Origin of the sequence: Bacteroides zhangwenhongii (assembly GCF_009193325.2) — a bacterium.
Taxonomy (GTDB): domain Bacteria; phylum Bacteroidota; class Bacteroidia; order Bacteroidales; family Bacteroidaceae; genus Bacteroides; species Bacteroides zhangwenhongii.
Genome location: NZ_CP059856.1, coordinates 1,212,340 through 1,230,190 on the forward strand (window position 1 = coordinate 1,212,340; position 17,851 = coordinate 1,230,190).

Annotated in this window: 9 protein-coding genes; all 9 read left to right on the plus strand. The window is 42.0% G+C overall.

Annotated elements, in window-relative coordinates; translation table 11 throughout:
* The 9 genes from GD630_RS04840 to GD630_RS04880 all read left to right on the plus strand — a co-directional run bounded on the left by GD630_RS04840 (position 1) and on the right by GD630_RS04880 (position 17,835).
* A complete protein-coding gene (locus GD630_RS04840) occupies positions 1 to 1,407 on the plus strand; it encodes a sugar porter family MFS transporter (RefSeq protein WP_143864625.1) in 1,407 nt (468 codons plus the stop codon).
* Between the two features lie 140 nt (positions 1,408 to 1,547).
* Positions 1,548 to 2,720, plus strand: a complete 1,173-nt coding sequence (locus GD630_RS04845; protein WP_143864624.1) for an AGE family epimerase/isomerase — start codon at positions 1,548 to 1,550, stop codon at positions 2,718 to 2,720.
* A 6-nt stretch (positions 2,721 to 2,726) separates the two neighbouring features.
* Positions 2,727 to 4,862 (plus strand): hypothetical protein, encoded by a 2,136-nt coding sequence (locus tag GD630_RS04850; protein ID WP_143864623.1) that lies wholly within the window; start codon positions 2,727 to 2,729, stop codon positions 4,860 to 4,862.
* Between the two features lie 37 nt (positions 4,863 to 4,899).
* A complete protein-coding gene (locus tag GD630_RS04855) occupies positions 4,900 to 8,028 on the plus strand; it encodes a SusC/RagA family TonB-linked outer membrane protein (RefSeq protein ID WP_143864622.1) in 3,129 nt (1,042 codons plus the stop codon).
* 36 nt (positions 8,029 to 8,064) lie between these two features.
* On the plus strand, positions 8,065 to 9,759 hold the full coding sequence (locus tag GD630_RS04860; RefSeq protein WP_143864621.1) for a RagB/SusD family nutrient uptake outer membrane protein: 1,695 nt from the start codon (positions 8,065 to 8,067) through the stop codon (positions 9,757 to 9,759).
* Between the two features lie 30 nt (positions 9,760 to 9,789).
* On the plus strand, positions 9,790 to 11,658 hold the full coding sequence (locus tag GD630_RS04865) for a DUF5018 domain-containing protein (RefSeq protein ID WP_143864620.1): 1,869 nt from the start codon (positions 9,790 to 9,792) through the stop codon (positions 11,656 to 11,658).
* A gap of 84 nt (positions 11,659 to 11,742) precedes the next feature.
* Positions 11,743 to 12,930, plus strand: a complete 1,188-nt coding sequence (locus tag GD630_RS04870) for a DUF4855 domain-containing protein (RefSeq protein WP_229118843.1) — start codon at positions 11,743 to 11,745, stop codon at positions 12,928 to 12,930.
* Between the two features lie 100 nt (positions 12,931 to 13,030).
* Entirely contained in the window at positions 13,031 to 15,232 is a 2,202-nt protein-coding gene (locus GD630_RS04875) for an alpha-N-acetylglucosaminidase (protein ID WP_143864618.1), read from the plus strand.
* Between the two features lie 23 nt (positions 15,233 to 15,255).
* Positions 15,256 to 17,835 carry a glycoside hydrolase family 3 N-terminal domain-containing protein gene (locus tag GD630_RS04880; protein ID WP_143864617.1) on the plus strand — a complete coding sequence of 860 codons (2,580 nt, stop codon included), beginning with the start codon at positions 15,256 to 15,258 and terminating at the stop codon, positions 17,833 to 17,835.
* The last annotated feature ends 16 nt before the right edge of the window (positions 17,836 to 17,851 follow it).

Sequence of the window (17,851 nt, forward strand, 5' to 3'; positions counted from 1 at the left end):
ATGCAATCTACAATTAATTTTGGCTATCTTATATTCCTTTCTGTTGTGGCTGCTTTGGGCGGTTTCTTGTTCGGATATGATACGGCAGTTATATCCGGTACAATTGCTCAGGTTACTCAGCTTTTTCAACTGGACGCATTGCAGCAGGGATGGTATGTAGGGTGTGCGTTGGTCGGTTCAATCATTGGAGTCCTTTTTGCCGGCATTTTGAGTGATAAATTAGGGAGAAAATTGACTATGGTTATTTCTGCTATTCTCTTCTCCGCATCGGCTTTAGGATGTGCTCTCTGTACGGATTTTACGCAATTAGTGGTGTATCGTATAATTGGGGGTGTCGGGATAGGCGTTGTTTCCATAGTGTCTCCTCTTTACATTTCAGAAGTTTCAGTAGCACAGTATAGAGGGCGTTTAGTCTCTTTATATCAACTGGCTGTGACCGTTGGCTTCTTAGGAGCTTATTTGGTTAATTATCAGTTGTTGGCTTGGTCGGAAAGTGGTGCCTTATTGGGTGCTCCTCTATTAAATAAGATATTTATAACTGAGGTATGGAGAGGTATGTTAGGCATGGAAACGTTACCTGCGATATTATTCTTTATAATCATATTCTTCATACCGGAGAGTCCTCGTTGGTTAATTGTACGAGGGCAGGAGAGGAAGGCTGTAAATATTCTGGAGAGAATCTATAATTCGATTACAGAAGCAACAAGCCAATTGAAAGAAACTCAATCAGTTTTGACTGCTGAAACAAGCTCAGAATGGTCGTTATTGATGAAACCCGGCATTTTGAAGGCAGTAATTATAGGTGTATGCATTGCTATTTTGGGTCAATTTATGGGAGTCAATGCGGTGCTTTATTACGGTCCTTCTATTTTTGAGAATGCAGGACTTTCAGGAGGTGATTCTCTTTTTTACCAAGTTCTGGTAGGACTTGTTAATACTTTGACCACCATTTTGGCTCTTGTCATCATTGATAAAGTTGGTCGCAAGAAGCTGGTGTATTACGGAGTTTCGGGAATGATTGTTTCTCTGATTCTCATCGGCCTGTACTTCCTCTTCGGAGATTCCCTGGGAGTATCAAGCCTCTTCCTTCTTGTTTTCTTCCTGTTCTATGTATTCTGTTGTGCCGTGTCTATCTGCGCTGTGGTGTTCGTGCTCCTTTCGGAGATGTATCCCACCAAGGTTCGCGGACTGGCCATGTCAATAGCAGGATTCGCCTTATGGATCGGAACGTATCTGATCGGACAGTTAACCCCCTGGATGCTCCAGAACCTTACCCCCGCCGGAACATTCTTCCTGTTCGCCCTCATGTGCGTGCCGTATATGCTGATTGTCTGGAAACTAGTGCCGGAGACGACCGGGAAGTCACTGGAGGAGATTGAAAGATACTGGAACCGTTCGGAACAGTAGGAGAAAGAAAAAGACCTTAATAAGAGTATACTAACAACAACTGAGAAGTATAGAGAAGCCACAGACGGTTTTTGCATGGCCATTCAAGAAACGTTTCTCCGTCTTCGGCGTGCCCTATACCTAATTTAAAAAACAATATTATGGATTTTAAGAAACTAGCAAATCAGTACCGAAATGAATTGTTGGACAATGTCCTTCCATTCTGGATCGACCACTCCCAGGACGGTGAATACGGCGGTTATTTCACCTGTCTGGACCGTGAAGGGAAGGTTTTCGATACGGATAAGTTCATTTGGTTGCAGGGACGTGAGGTATGGACGTTCTCCATGCTTTACAACAAGGTGGAGAAACGCCAGGAATGGCTGGACTGTGCCGTTCAAGGTGGCGAATTTTTAAAGAAATACGGACATGACGGAAATTACAACTGGTACTTTTCCCTCGATCGTTCGGGTAGACCGTTGGTAGAACCGTATAACATTTTCTCCTATACTTTTGCAACGATGGCTTTCGGACAATTGAGTTTGGCAACCGGCAATCAGGAGTATGCCGATATTGCCAGAAAGACATTCGATATTATCTTGTCCAAAGTTGATAACCCTAAAGGAAAATGGAACAAGCTTCATCCCAGTACACGCAATCTAAAGAATTTTGCTCTTCCGATGATTCTCTGCAATCTTGCTATGGAAATAGAGCATATTTTAGGTAAAGATTATTTAGAACAGGCTATAGACACTTGTATCCATGAAGTTATGGACGTCTTTTATCGTCCCGAACTTGGTGGAATCATTGTCGAGAATGTAGATGTAAACGGCAGCCTTGTAGATTGTTTTGAAGGTCGCCAGATCACTCCCGGCCACGCGATTGAAGCCATGTGGTTTATCATGGACTTGGGTAAGCGTCTGCATCGTCCAGAACTGATAGAGAAAGCGAAAAATACGACTCTTACCATGCTTGAATATGGTTGGGATAAAGAGTATGGTGGCATTTATTACTTTTTAGATCGTAACAGTTTTCCTCCTCAACAGTTGGAATGGGACCAGAAACTCTGGTGGGTGCACATTGAATCTCTGATTTCATTGTTAAAAGGCTATCAGTTGACAGGAGACAAACTGTGTCTGGAATGGTTTGAAAAAGTACATGATTATACATGGGTACACTTTAGGGACGCTGAGTATCCGGAATGGTACGGATACTTGAATAGAAGAGGCGAAGTATTGTTACCCTTGAAAGGTGGTAAATGGAAAGGATGTTTTCATGTACCTAGAGGACTGTTTCAATGCTGGAAAATATTGGAAACTATTTATTCTAAATAAAACATTATGTTAAAAACACGAATTATTGGCATATTCCTGTTGCTTCTTCTGTTGGCTTCGTGCCGGCAGAAAGAAGAAGTGATATGCTATGGAACTCCTACTAATGACTTGATGAAGTTGCTGGATGAGGAAGGATATCGACTTCGTATCTATCCATCGGTGCATGAAGCATTACAGAAAGCCCCAAAACAGGCGGGCGTATTATTATTGAGTAAATCCTATCCTAGGGAAGGGGTGAAACTTGATGAAGCTGACCAGAAAATAATCAAAGAAAAATCATTGCGAGTATTTATGGAGTTTCCACAATGCGTAGGAACTACTGAATGGGTGACAGCCGATACTTTGGAATTGGAACGTATTGTGGTATGTGATTCATTGAATTCACTACTTCCCTCTATGAGTTTACTGTCGTTTCAACGCTGTATTATGAAGCAAACCCCAAATCCGGTTGCTAATCCCTTGTTAGTAGCTGCAAAAGTGGCAGGCTTCAACGAGGCGGTTTATGGACTGAAAGATACGCCCACTCAACCGATACTGTATTTTCACAATGACCGACTTCTCCTTTCAGCCACTTGCATGAGTAATTTTGCAGAGAGCCGTTACTTACCGGAACAACGAGTAAAGGCATTGTTCGAATATATTTTTCAATGGTTGTTAAATAAAGAGACATTCATTTTTTCTACCTGGACTTCTTATATTCGTCCGACTTATACAGCTACTGATATGTTGCCGAAAGATGCAGGAATGAATAGCATTAAAAGAGGAGTAGAATGGTTCTACAATGGACATTTCTTGGTGCATTCCGATTGGAAGCATGATTGGGCTGATAAATATATGGGTAATGGTGTTGCCCCGGTAGGACCTGAACTCCCACGCAACTTTAAAGATGGTGACGGTTCATTAGGTATTTTGGAAGGACATATGTCCGGTATTAAATATGACGGTACGCAGATGTATCGTTACTGGATGCGTGATGATGTTCAAGGAGAAGCTTCGTTCGCTTTTGCAGCTGCCGGTACACTACTGAATAATTCAGAATATACAAAGGTAGCTGCCAATTTACTTGACTATTCATTCACAGAATATAGAGATTCAGTACGCAATGATCCAAAATCCCCATCATATGGTCTGTTAGGATGGGCTTATACACATAAAGGCACTTATTATGGCGATGATAATGCCCGTTCATTATTAGGTTCTATTGCTTCATCAGCATTGATGAATAACCCTAAATGGGATAAGCAAATCGTTGAGGGCATTGTAGGTAATTTCCGTACTACGGGATTAAATGGATTTAGAGGACAAAATATTCTTGAGCCCGATTTACAGAAACGCGGCTGGAAATCATACTATAATGCTGACCTGGTAAATCTGCATGCTCACTTTGAGGCTTGGAACTGGGCTTGCTATCTTTGGCTGTATAACCAAACACATTATCAGCCGCTGCTTGAACGTGTGAAACGTGGAATAACTATGATGATGGAAGGATATCCGGAACAGTGGTCGTGGACTAACGGAATTCAACAAGAACGTGCCCGTATGATTCTGCCGCTAGCATGGCTCTATCGGGTGGAACCAACAGAGGAACACTTGGATTGGCTGCATTTTATGACAAATGAACTGCTTAGAAATCAAGTGCCTTGTGGAGGTATTCGCGAAGAACTGGGTGATGAGTCGAAAAGTCTTTTTGGGCGTACTCCTTCCAATGCGGAATATGGCAACAACGAAGCACCACTAATTTTTGACAATGGCGATCCGGTTGCTGATATGCTTTATACAACAAACTTTGCCTTTGTGGGTCTGTGTGAAGCTGCTAAGGCAACTCAGGATACTACTTACATAAAGGCTGTAAATCAAATGCGCGATTTTTTGATTCGTATTCAAGTACGTAGTGATAAATTCAAGAACGTAGATGGTGCATGGTTCAGGGCTTTCAATTATGAAGATTGGAATTATTGGGCTTCGAATGCTGATGCCGGATGGGGGGTATGGAGCACTCTTACCGGATGGATTCAGAGTTGGATTGTGGGTACACAGTTTGTTCTTGAAGAAGATTCATCCTTATGGGATATTGCTAACCAAAAAGATGTTTCTACTGTTGCCAGTGAGGTAATTGAGGAAATGATAACACGCCAACTTTAAATAAGATATATACATATTATTAATAAACTTCTAACTTATGAAACACAAAGCTATGCAAAAAGGTCGTTTTTGTTCTATGAGAATATTATTCTTCTCATTAACAATACTTTTTGTATGCGCATCGAATAGTTATGCGCAAAGTACAGTCAATGGAGTCGTCGTAGATGCGACAGGGTTGCCGTTACCCGGAGTCAGTGTGACCGTAAAGGGGAGCGCAACGGGCACAACTACTGATCTTAATGGTCATTTTACCTTGAATGCACCCAGATCTGCTACATTAGTGCTATCATATATAGGTATGATAACACAAGAGGTAAAAGTAAACAGCCGTTCTATGATTAATGTTACCCTTCAAGAAGACATTAATAGTCTCGACGAGGTGGTAGTAGTCGGTTATGGTACCCAGAAAAAGATCCATCTCACAGGATCAATATCTTCGGTATCTTCTAAAGAATTATTGAAGTCAACAACAAGCAACGTTTCGCAAGCCTTGGTCGGCAAGTTGCCGGGATTGATATCTCAACAAGCCACCGGAGCCCCGGGAGCTGATGATGTTTCATTGTTGGTTCGTGGACATTCCACATATAATGGAGGTGACGGCCCCCTTATTCTGGTAGATGGTGTAGAACGCAGCATGGCGTATATCAATCCCAATGAAGTGGAATCAGTTACTATATTAAAAGATGCTGCCTCGTGTGCTGTGTATGGAATGAAAGCTGCTGCAGGTGTAATATTGGTCACTACCAAACGAGGAACAGAGGGCAAAACTACCATTAATTATAAAGGGTCGCTCACTTTGTCACATGCTACTACACTGCCCAAGTTTATGAATGGTACACACTATATGCAGTGGTATAACTATGCTCGCCGCATGGATGGTGAGAAAATCTACTTTACCGATGAAGAAATTGCCATGACTACCAATGGAGATCCTACCGATGGCTTTGAAAATACCGATTGGCAGGAACCTATTTATCGTACTACTTTAATGCATCAGCACAATCTTTCTATCAGTGGTGGTAACGAGAAAACCCGTTACTTCCTCAGTGGTGGATTTATGAAACAGAATGGCTTCATTAAAGGTTTTGAGCTGGAACGTGGCAACTTCCGTTCGAATATCGATACGCAAGTAACCAAAGATATCAGCGTGTCACTTAACGTGGCCGGTAAAATTAACGACTATTATCAGCCAGGTGGCGACAGTTATGAGAATCAAACGACGAATAATGTGGTGGGGGTATTGCTTTATGCTGCTCCGTTTGTTCCACTCGAATATGAAGGGATGCCGGCATCTGGTTATCGTGGCGCTTCCAATCCTGATTATGCAGCCGGACATTCGGGCTATAGCAAAACGCGCACCATGCGTCTGGAGACATCGGCCAAGATAGAATACTCTTTCCCCTTCCTCAAAGGTTTGAAAGCTGGTATGTTTGTGGGTTGGGACTGGCAAGATCGCGATTCACACAGCTTCAAATACTCTTACGAATTGATGCTTTATAAACCCGAGTCCAAGAAATATGTACGTCAGTATGCTTCTAATCTGTTGCCAACAGGGGGGATGTCAGTCGGTGACGAGAAAGAACAGCAAGTGGTATTACGCCCTTCTATCTCATACAACCAAAAGTTTGGTTTACATGATGTAGGTGCACTATTCCTTTATGAACAAACTGAGCGTAAAGGAAATACGCTGACAGGCTATCGCTCCGATTTCGCACTACTCGATATTGACGAGTTACCTTTTGGATCTACTATTCATCCCACCGATGGTAACTTCTCCAGCAGCATCCGCCAGGGCTATGCCGGTTATGTTGGTCGTTTCAACTATGCTTATAATAACCGTTATTTGGCTGAATTTACTTTCCGGTACGATGGCTCTTATCACTTTAAAGAGGGTAATCGCTGGGGATTCTTCCCATCGGCTTCATTGGGCTGGGTTGCTTCTGAAGAAGATTTTTTCAAAGAACTCTTTCCTCAAGTGGAACGCTTCAAGTTAAGAGCCTCTTTCGGTATCTTAGGTAGCGACAATGTTGATCCTTTCCTCTACCGCAAACAGTACGCATGGTCAAAAAACAATACGGTTTTCGGTACCACTCCACAAGCGGTGAATACCTTGTATAATAAAGTATCTTACCCGATGGAGAATCTTACTTGGGAGAAATGTCGTTCTATCAACGTTGGTTTCGAACTTTCGGCATGGAATGGTCTTTTGGGCATTGAGTTCGATGTTTTCTACAAATATACTTACGATATCCTTCGTCCCATTGGTGGGGTATATCCTCCTTCGCTGGGAGGCCATTATCCGAGTATTGAAAACAGTGGTACATTTGATAACCGTGGATTCGAGATTACAGTAAAACACCGTAATCACATTGGCAAATTCAATTACAGCCTGAATGGTAACCTTTCGTTTGCCCACAATAAAATACTGCGTATGACGCAGGCTGACAATACTAAACCTTGGCAGAACCGTCTGGGGACATCGGTAGGGGCCATTTGGGGGTTGAAATCGCTAGGTCTGTATCAGACACAAGCCGAGATTGACGCAGCTCCGTTACCCATTAGCGAAACTCCCCGATTGGGTGACATTCGTTATCTTGATTATAATGGCGATGGACTCATTAGCTGGGACGATGAGGTGAAGATTGCACGCCCCACCACGCCTGAGATGATGTTCTCGTTGATGGCCGACGCCAACTGGAAAGGGTTCGACCTCTCTGTTCAGTTGCAAGGTGCTGCCTTGTGCGACAAGTTGCTTTGTGGCGAATGGAATAACGGTGCACGTGACCAGACTCCACTTACGCGCCCTTTCTATGCCGGATGGGATAACGCGCCTTACTACTTGGTAGAGAACAGCTGGCGTCCCGACAATACCAATGCTGAATATCCGCGTCTCAGTACAGTGGCTTATGCTAATAATGCCCAGGTATCTGACTTCTGGAAGCGTAATGGTGCTTATGTACGCCTCAAAAATGTGACTTTGGGATATACCTTGCCACAGTCATGGGTAAAGAAAGCCGGTATCAGCAATCTTCGTCTGTTTGCCAGCGGCCACAACCTTTTTACTTTCACCGAGTTTAAGTACCTCGACCCAGAGTCGGCCAATGTCATTCAAGGTTACTATCCGCAGCAACGCACCTTTACGTTTGGTGTAGACGTAACGTTCTAAACCCTATGTGTACAACATCTAATAAAATAAATTAGCATGAAAACAAAAAATCTATTACTAGGATTGGCTCTGTCGACTCTCACATTGCAATCGTGTAATGTGCTTGATATCGATCCTACTGACACTTATAGCGAATCTACAGCCTATGCTTCTATCAAGAACCTGGATCTTTATGTCAAAAGTTTCTATGGCGTGTTTTATAGCAATGCCGATATCAATGTGGGAGCTAATCTGGCCATGGACGATGGTGTGAGTGACCTCATTAAATATTCTTGGTTCAATGTAGCTGAGGGCAGCGTGAACAAACTTTTTTATTACGACAATATGATGAGTCCTGATGGTAATTATCGTTCTAATTGGGATGACATGTACGAGCAGATTCGTCGGTTTAATGAGTATTTTTACGATGTTCATAGTGGCTTTGCTGATAAATTAGATTCCGATCAGTTAGCCATTCGAACAGCCGAAGTTCGTTTTATGCGTGCTTTTGCTTATCAAGAGCTGGTATTGCGTCATGGCGGTGTAATCCTGCGTATCAACGAAGACCGGGTGGATGATCATAACCAGCGCGCACAAGCTCGTTCGTCAGAAGACGATTGCTGGACTTTTATCCTTGACGAATATGAAAAAGCAGCCCAAGTGCTACCGGAAGAATGGACAGGATCGGAGGCAGGCCGCCTTACAAAGGGGGCTGCGTATGGTATGAAAGCCCGTGCCGCTCTCTATGCCAAGCGTTGGCAGGATGCTGTTAATGCAGCATTAGAGGTAGAAAAGCTGGAGAAAAAGGGTGTATATCAACTTCTTTCAGGGACTTCTAAGGACAGTTATATGCAAATTTTCAATACTGTGAATAATAAGGAGCTAATTTTGCCTGTCTATTTTCAACAAAAGACTAAGCAACACATGTTTAATCATTTCTTCTGCCCACCCTATGACACAGAAAAAGCAGGCTTGCAACCTGGTACGTTGGGTGCAGCCGCTACGCCTACCGATGAGTATGCTTCTGCATTTGATATCAAGGTGGGGCAGGAATGGAAATCGTTTGATTGGACTCATTTGGATGAATATTCCGAAGGACCATGGGGAAACCGCGACCCACGTTTCTATGCTTCTATTCTCTACAATGGTGCCAATTGGACAGGACGTCAACTTGAACTTTACGTAGGTGGTAAAGACGGATACATGGATTTCTCTACATCGGCAAGTCAGGACTATGTGCGCACTAGTACCACTGGTTATATCTTCCGTAAATTTATGGATGAAAGCGACAATATCAACTACGTAGATATTGAAAGTACATCCTACTGGATTGAGATGCGTTATGCCGAGATTGTTCTTATCCTTTCCGAAGCCTATGCCCGTTTAGATAAGTTTAAGGAAGCTTACGACTATCTCAACAAGATTCGTACTCGTGTGGGGTTGCCTATTTTAGCTCAGCAGTCTACCTGGGACAATTATCTTAAAGATCTCTCGAAGGAACGTGTATGTGAACTGGGACTCGAAGGACATCGTTGGTATGATCTTGTTCGTTGGGATATTGCTCAAAAGGTACTCAATGGGCAACGACTGCATGGTATCAAGATTGAAAAAACCGGTTCAAGCTTTCTTTATACCCGTGTAGAATGTGACACGCAGGATCGTAAGTTCCCTAAGAAATATAATATTTTCCCGATACCTTCCAGTGAGCTTCGAAATAACACAATGTGTGAGCAAACTCCTGGTTGGAAATAATTATGGTTACCATCTAAATAAGTAGATAATATGAAACTAAAACATATCATAAACGTTTTTTGGGCTTTCTCGCTTTGCCTAGCGGGATGTGTTGACCCTGACGATTTGGTAAGAACCGAAAGTGAAATCACCGATCAACTCATCATTACCGGACGATTTGCAGGTAATGAGAACACTGAATATGAAGCCGTTATCGACCGTGTCAACGGTACTGCTGTAGTGCAGGCTCCTTACTACATCTCAGATACAGAACCTATTCAAGGCGATATTACTCGTATGAGACTTAAAGCTACACTTCCTGTAGGTGCCCGTTTTGATCCCCCTTTGTCGGGTATTCACAATTTAAAAGAAGGATTTTCTTCTACCTTAATTGAAGCCGATGGTTCCAAGAAAAACTACACTTTTACAGCTATTTATAAAAAGTCGGAACGTGCCAATATCATTAAGGTCGAACTAGCCAATGTACGTGCTCAGATTGTAGTAGCTGATCCTGTTGAAGAGGATAAAAAAGGACAAATTATTATCTATAAGACCTCGTCAAGTATCGACGGAGAATTGCAAAATGCACTTATTACCATTGCTCCATGGGCGACCATTGAATCGGATGCTTACGATCCTATGACAAAAATCCTCGATTTAAGTGTGATGCCTACCGTTACTATCACAGCACAGGATGGTGTGAAGAAAACGGTATACGAAACAGTGTACAAAACTCCTGAGTTTGTGGAATATGGTGTAGGTTATGTGGCCGGGCTCTTTGGTTTCCAAACTTTGAAAGAAAATTCGCATGGTTTTGAAGTGGGTGCCAATCGTACTATGGCTGTAGTAGATGATTATCTCATCCTTAGTAATAGCAATAATTTCGTCAATATGCCGGTGTTTAACCGATATAACGGCAAGTTGCTTGATCAGGTGAAGGTAAATGTGACCGGTATACCATCTAATCGCATCATACGTGCTATTACCTCCGATGATAATGGACACATGGTAGCCATGGCTTACGTGAGTACTCGTGCAGGAAGCTATGCCACTCCTTATACGGATGTTAATGTATGGGTATGGAAAAATGGTATAGAAAACACTCCCACATTGATACTTGATAAACCTTTCAGTGATCCAGTTTTCGATCAAGCACCTATGGGAGTTAACTGGAACTATAATATTGATATGGGTAGTTCTATTCACATCACAGGCGACATTACTAGTGGAAAAGCTGTACTAACCACTACGTCTCCTTTCTCATATCGCATGGTATTTATCAGCTTTGTCGATGGCATAATGAGCGGCAAGGCGCATGTGGAATTTGCTAATGTGAGTGGTGCACGTGTAGAAGACTATACGAAGATCCTTACAACTAATACGGAGAAACCTTTCAGCTACATATCTACACCAGCCAATGAAACTAATATGGTGATTTGTGCTCCTGTTGGTGATAGTGCAGACAGAGCTTTTGCTTTTACAGTTCCCGATTCACATTATTGGGGTTGGCAAGGATTCACTAAAGGTATTGATTATGTTGATTTTAATGGCGCGAGATTGTTGGCTGTTCAGAATGGTTCAGGTTCCTTCAATGGAGCACAACGCCTTTATGTGGCTGACATCACCAAGAATCCCAATGCTAATTCTATGAGCGATGGCTTCATCTTTGATTCACAGCAAGGCAATACAATAGGAAATGCAGATGTGCCGGGTGGCGTACCAGGTTCAGGTTACACAGCTACGGGATATACCTCTCCTTGGGCGTTCGATGGAGTGAGCAGTGTGCTTGGTGAGAATATTCCTTGTACAGGTGATGTGATTTTTGCCAAAAGTCAGGACGGATTGGCCGTACAGGTATATATGCTTACTACCGATCATGGCTTGATAGCTTTCGAACTCACAAAGTTCAAAGGCCTGTAAACGATACTTAATGTTATTTTTAATATCATTTAAACGATATTCAAACAACTATTTAAACATCATAAAACAATGAATAAGAAATGTATGAAAAAGATTGTTCTTACTTTTGTATCACTACTGATGGGAGGTTTATGCTCAGTATTGGTAGCTTGTTCCGATGAGGAACACACCGTTCCTGTTTTTCCAGAAGACGGCAGTGGAGAAATTGAAATTAAGCCCGACCAGAAATACGATTGGGAAACCAACCGTCAGTCAATCTTGGCTAATACCGATATGGTACTTTTTTACTCGGGTGGTGACCAACGTCCCATTTGGACGCAGGAACGCGCTCAACCCTATATTACTTATGTAGACGAGCAAAACACTTCACACTGGTTCTTTGATAGCTTCCTCATGCTTGAAATCCTCAATACTTCCGACAATTGGCAAACGGTGAGAGAGTATACCAAGGGGATGCGCTATGAATCAGCCACCAAGGCTGAGTGGATGAAACTCATCGATTGTTATTTCAATTCAGAAACTGGTATTGCAGCTATCGAAGCCGGTGTAAAGAAAGCAATGACTACCATGGGGGCGCCTGCGTACAAACGCCAAGTAATAATTGGCATTCCTGAGCCTATTGACGTACAGAATGAATTGGTGTCAGGTTCGTCGAGTGTATATTGGGGTGAGATTGATAATATGTCGCTCGACTTCTCCAAACCAGCCGACCGTGTGAAGGCTTGTAAGTGGTTCATCGATCAAGTGCGTGCCCGTTTCAGCGAGAAGGAGTATCAATATGTCGACTTAGCCGGATTCTATTGGATTGCCGAGGATGCTTCACATACCGGAAATATCATTACTCCCATTGCCAACTATCTGAACGAACTGAAATATAGTTTCAACTGGATTCCGTTCTTCAATTCCGATGGTCACGAGTCTTGGAAAGAACTGGGATTTCACTATGCTTACTACCAGCCCAATTACTATTTTGATGATAAAATACCTCTTACACGTCTTGATGAAGCCTGCAAAGAAGCTTTGCGTTGTAATATGCAGATGGAGATAGAGTTTGAGGACGATGTGTTGGCAGCTCACGGCAAAGCTTACCGTTTGGAAAACTATATGGCAAAATTCAAGGAGTATGGTGTATGGGAAAAATGCCGCTTGGCTTACTATCAGAGTAATAACGCATTGCTTACCTTGAAGTACTCTAGTGAACCGGCTGACGTGGCTCTTTATCATAAGTTCTGCAAGTTTGTTATAGAACGTCCTATCCGTGATTCACATTAACAAGTATATTTCACATTTGCAATCGAGGGTGTCCGAAGAAGGACACCCTTAAAATTCTTATAAAAAACATTTTCCTCGTATTTGAATAGACGATATGCTTATGAACAATAAATACTTTTATCTTATACTACTTTTTTTTATGGTGAGTTGCCAAAGAAATCAAGATCCGGCTACAAATACACTTAGTGAAATGTGCGAACGTTTGTTTCCTCAATATGCTCACTCTTTCCAATTTCAACTTCTGACTGATTCTGTAGATATAGACCGCTTTACACTTGAGTCTGACAATGGGAAGATTCTGATTAAAGGAAACAACCGGAATTCATTGGCCGTAGGACTAAACCATTATTTGAAGTATTACTGTCAGGCACATGTCTCTTGGTATGCTTCGGATAGTGTAGTAATGCCTGCTCAACTACCTGAAGTAGAAGCTCCCGTTATTTTACGTTCAAAGTGTAAGAATCGTTTCTTTCTTAATTATTGCACCTTTGGCTACTCTATGCCCTACTGGAAATGGAGTGATTGGGAACGACTTATTGACTGGATGGCTCTGAATGGAGTAACCATGCCGTTGGCTATCACCGGTCAAGAGTCTATATGGTATAAAGTATGGACGGAGATGGGACTGTCTGATGAGGAGGTTCGTACTTATTTTACAGGTCCGGCTCACCTTCCCTGGCATCGTATGTCAAACGTCGATTATTGGCAAAGTCCGCTACCTCAATCATGGTTGGCAGACCAAGAAAAACTACAGAAGTTAATTCTTGAACGTGAACGGGCTTTTGATATGACTCCCATTCTACCTGCTTTTGCAGGACATGTTCCCGCTGAACTAAAAGAACTTTATCCGGAAGCCAAGATCTACACAATGAGTCAATGGGGAGGATACGATGAAAAGTATCGTAGTCACTTCATTGATCCCATGGATTCGCTTTATTCAGTCATTCAACGTCGTTTTTTAGAGGAACAGACAAAAGTGTATGGCACCAACCACATTTATGGTATCGATCCTTTCAATGAAGTAGACTCACCCAACTGGAACGAGGAGTTTTTGTCTAATGTATCTGATAAAATTTATAAATCGATCCAAGGTGTGGATTCTGCTGCTCAATGGTTACAGATGACGTGGATGTTTTATCATGCCAAAGAGAAATGGACTCAACCCCGTATCAAATCCTTTTTAAATGCTGTTCCTCAAGATAAACTGATTTTACTTGATTATTATTGTGATTATACAGAAATATGGCGTGATACAGAGCAATACTACGGGAAACCTTATATTTGGTGTTATTTAGGGAATTTTGGTGGAAACACTTTTTTAGCTGGTGACCTGAATGATGTAGATTTTAAAATTGATCGGCTTTTCAAAGAAGGAGGCGATAACGTATATGGTTTGGGAGTGACGCTTGAAGGTCTTGATGTAAATCCTTTAATGTATGAATTCGTTTTTGAACGTGCATGGCAAAATTCAATGCCTGTCCACCAGTGGATTGCAAATTGGGCCCAATGCAGAGGGGGGAATGTAGATAATCATATTGTTAAAGCATGGAAACAACTATATGAGAAGATCTATACTTCAGCAGCCCTTTGCGGACAAGCAGTATTGATGAATGCTCGTCCACAGTTAGAAGGTGTAGAAGGATGGAACACACTTCCCGGGTACGATTATAAAAATATCGATTTGTGGGAAATCTGGAAAGAGTTGCTGAAAGCTGAAGAAGTATATCATTCTGAATATCATTTTGATGTAATTAATGTGGGAAGGCAAGTTTTAGGTAATCTTTTTGCTGACTATCGTGATAAGTTTACCGATTGCTATCGGAAAAAAGATTTGGAAGGAACTAAGGTGTGGGGACAGCGTATGGACCAACTTTTGCTCGATGTAGATCGATTGCTCTGCTGCAGTCCTGTTTTCTCAATAGGCAAATGGATAAAAGATGCCAGAGATTTTGCAGTGAATGAACAAGAACAAAAATATTATGAAGAAAATGCACGGTGCATTCTTACGGTATGGGGACAGAAAGATACCCAGCTGAACGATTATGCCAATAGAGGATGGGGAGGATTGACACGTACATTCTACAGGGAACGCTGGAAACGTTTCACAGAAGAAGTAATTGCCGCTATGACCAGGCATAAAAACTTTGATGAAGAGAAATTTCATCAGGATATTACACAGTTTGAGTATGAGTGGACATTGAAAAATGAAGATTTTCCAATCATTTCTGAAGAAAATCCAATATCTTTGGCTAAAGAACTGATATTAAAATATGATGATGACTTCTGCTCATTATATCCGTAATTGTTAACTAAATTTTCGTAACTATGAAATTTATAATTAAAGATATTCTGATCATATGCTTATTTTGTTGTGCCTCTTCATTGAATGCACAGCATGCATTTCCATACAAGAATCCATCACTTCCCACTGAAGAACGGGTAAACGATCTGTTGAACCGTATGACATTGCAGGAAAAAATAGCTCAAATCAGCCATTTGCAATCGTGGGATGTATTTGACGGACAAAAGCTCAATACCGCCAAGTTAGCAAAGATGTGTGGTGATAAAGGGTATGGCTTCTTCGAAGGTTTTCCACTCACGGCAGCGCAATGCAGGAAGAATTTCCGCATTATTCAAACCTATTTGCTGGAGCAGACACGTCTGGGTATTCCGGGTTTTTCGGTAGCGGAGTCACTTCATGGAGTGGTGCATGAAGGTTCTACTATCTATCCGCAGAATATAGCTATAGGCAGTACATTTAATCCTGAATTGGCTTATGAAATGACAAAGCATATTGCGGGTGAACTTAATACAATTGGGGTAAAACAAGTGTTAGCTCCTTGTATAGATGTAGCTCGTGAGTTACGTTGGGGCAGAGTGGAAGAATCGTTTAGTGAGGACCCCTTCCTTTGTGCTCGTATGGCTGTAGCAGAGGTTAAAGGATATATGGATCATGGCATTTCACCAATGGCAAAGCATTACGGACCGCATGGAAATCCATTGGGCGGATTAAATCTGGCATCAGTGGAGTGTGGCATTCGTGATTTATTTGATGTCTATCTGAAACCTTTTGAAGCCATACTGGCTGAAACCGATATTTTAGCAGTTATGTCAAGCTACAATGCTTGGAACCGCGAACCCAATTCAGCTTCCAAATTTATGCTAACTGATATTTTACGTAACCGTTTTGGCTTCCGAGGCTATGTTTACTCAGATTGGGGAGTTATTGATATGTTGAAAAACTTTCACGAAACAGCTGGTAATGATTTTGATGCTGCCAGTCAAGTACTTACGGCTGGTTTGGATGTTGAAGCGTCGAGTCTCTGTTTCAAATCGCTTGAGAGTAAAGTGCTGGCTGGTGAGTTTGATGTACGCTATATCGACCGGGCGGTGAAACGTGTGTTACGTGCTAAATTTGAATTAGGTTTGTTTGAAGACCCTTACCTTGAGAAAAATTCATATCGTTGGCCGTTACGTGCCAAAGAGTGTGTTTCACTTTCACGTCAGATTGCTGATGAGTCGACAGTACTTCTGAAAAACGAAGGTAATTTACTTCCATTGGATATAAAGAAACTCCGGTCGGTGGCAGTAATTGGTCCTAATGCAGACTGTGTGCAATTTGGCGATTATACATGGAGTAAAAACAAAGAAGATGGTATCACACCGTTACAAGGCATCTGTCGTTTGGCAGGCAAAAAGGTGAAAGTGAACTATGCCCAAGGCTGTTCTATCGCTTCGTTTGATCAATCAGGCATTGAAGAAGCTGTATGTGCGGCTCAACAGAGTGATGTTGCATTACTGTTTGTTGGCAGTTCAAGTACCGCTTTTGTACGCCACAGCAGTGCCCCTTCTACTAGTGGCGAGGGAATTGATTTAAGTGGTGTTGAATTGACTGGTGCTCAAGAAGAACTGATTGAAGCGGTCTGTGCAACAGGTAAACCGGTAGTCCTAATATTGGTAGCCGGTAAACCGTTTGCTATACCTTTCGCTAAGAAAAATGTTCCGGCTATTTTAGTTCAATGGTATGCTGGAGAACAAGCAGGTAATTCCATTGCCGATATTCTCTTTGGTAAAGTAAATCCATCAGGGAAAATTAGTTTTTCCTTTCCTCAAAGCTCCGGTCACCTTCCCGCTTTTTACAATCATTTGACCACCGACAAGGGATTCTATAAAGAGCCCGGAACTTATGAAACGCCGGGACGAGATTATGTATTTTCTTCTCCGAACCCTCTTTGGGCTTTTGGTCATGGATTGAGTTATACTACATTTGATTTGGTTTCAGCGATTGCCGATAAAACTCACTATCAAGCTCATGATACCATAGCCGTAAAAGTAAAGATTGCAAACAGTGGAGAAGTTGTCGGCAAAGAAGTCGTTCAACTTTACATACGTGATGTTGTCAGTACTGTTATGACACCGGTAAAGCAGCTGAAAGCATTTGAAAAGATAAGTTTGAATCCGGCCGAAACGAAAGAGATCACATTGAAAGTCCCCGTACACGAACTCTACCTGACCGATAATATCGGTAATCGCTACTTGGAACCCGGGACTTTTGAGATAAAAGTGGGCACTGCATCAGATCGCATAGTCCATCGTATTTCTATCGAAGTAGGGAGTAAACTTGAGAAGACTCCTGTAGTTGATTCTCCTCAAATCATTAAAGTCACGCCAAGTGGTGAATTTATTACTGTACAGGGATTTGTACGTGATGCACAAGCCACTCCGGTAGCTTATGTTACGGTTCGTGCCATTTCATCCGGTCAGGAGACTCAAACTGATGAAAAGGGATTTTATTCTATCAACCTTCGGACTGATGATTCCATAGCTTTTGTCAAAGCAAGATTCATCACTCAACAAATGGAGGTGAAAGGACGCAAAAATATTAATATCAGATTAGTGAAGTAAAGAACTTTAATTATAT

Coding starts and splice junctions, on each gene's coding strand:
- GD630_RS04870 (WP_229118843.1), top strand. CDS start 11,743: ATGAAAAAGATTGTTCTTACTTTTGTATCACTACTGATGGGAGGTTTA.
- GD630_RS04865 (WP_143864620.1), top strand. CDS start 9,790: ATGAAACTAAAACATATCATAAACGTTTTTTGGGCTTTCTCGCTTTGC.
- GD630_RS04880 (WP_143864617.1), top strand. CDS start 15,256: ATGAAATTTATAATTAAAGATATTCTGATCATATGCTTATTTTGTTGT.
- GD630_RS04840 (WP_143864625.1), top strand. CDS start 1: ATGCAATCTACAATTAATTTTGGCTATCTTATATTCCTTTCTGTTGTG.
- GD630_RS04860 (WP_143864621.1), top strand. CDS start 8,065: ATGAAAACAAAAAATCTATTACTAGGATTGGCTCTGTCGACTCTCACA.
- GD630_RS04850 (WP_143864623.1), top strand. CDS start 2,727: ATGTTAAAAACACGAATTATTGGCATATTCCTGTTGCTTCTTCTGTTG.
- GD630_RS04845 (WP_143864624.1), top strand. CDS start 1,548: ATGGATTTTAAGAAACTAGCAAATCAGTACCGAAATGAATTGTTGGAC.
- GD630_RS04855 (WP_143864622.1), top strand. CDS start 4,900: ATGAAACACAAAGCTATGCAAAAAGGTCGTTTTTGTTCTATGAGAATA.
- GD630_RS04875 (WP_143864618.1), top strand. CDS start 13,031: ATGAACAATAAATACTTTTATCTTATACTACTTTTTTTTATGGTGAGT.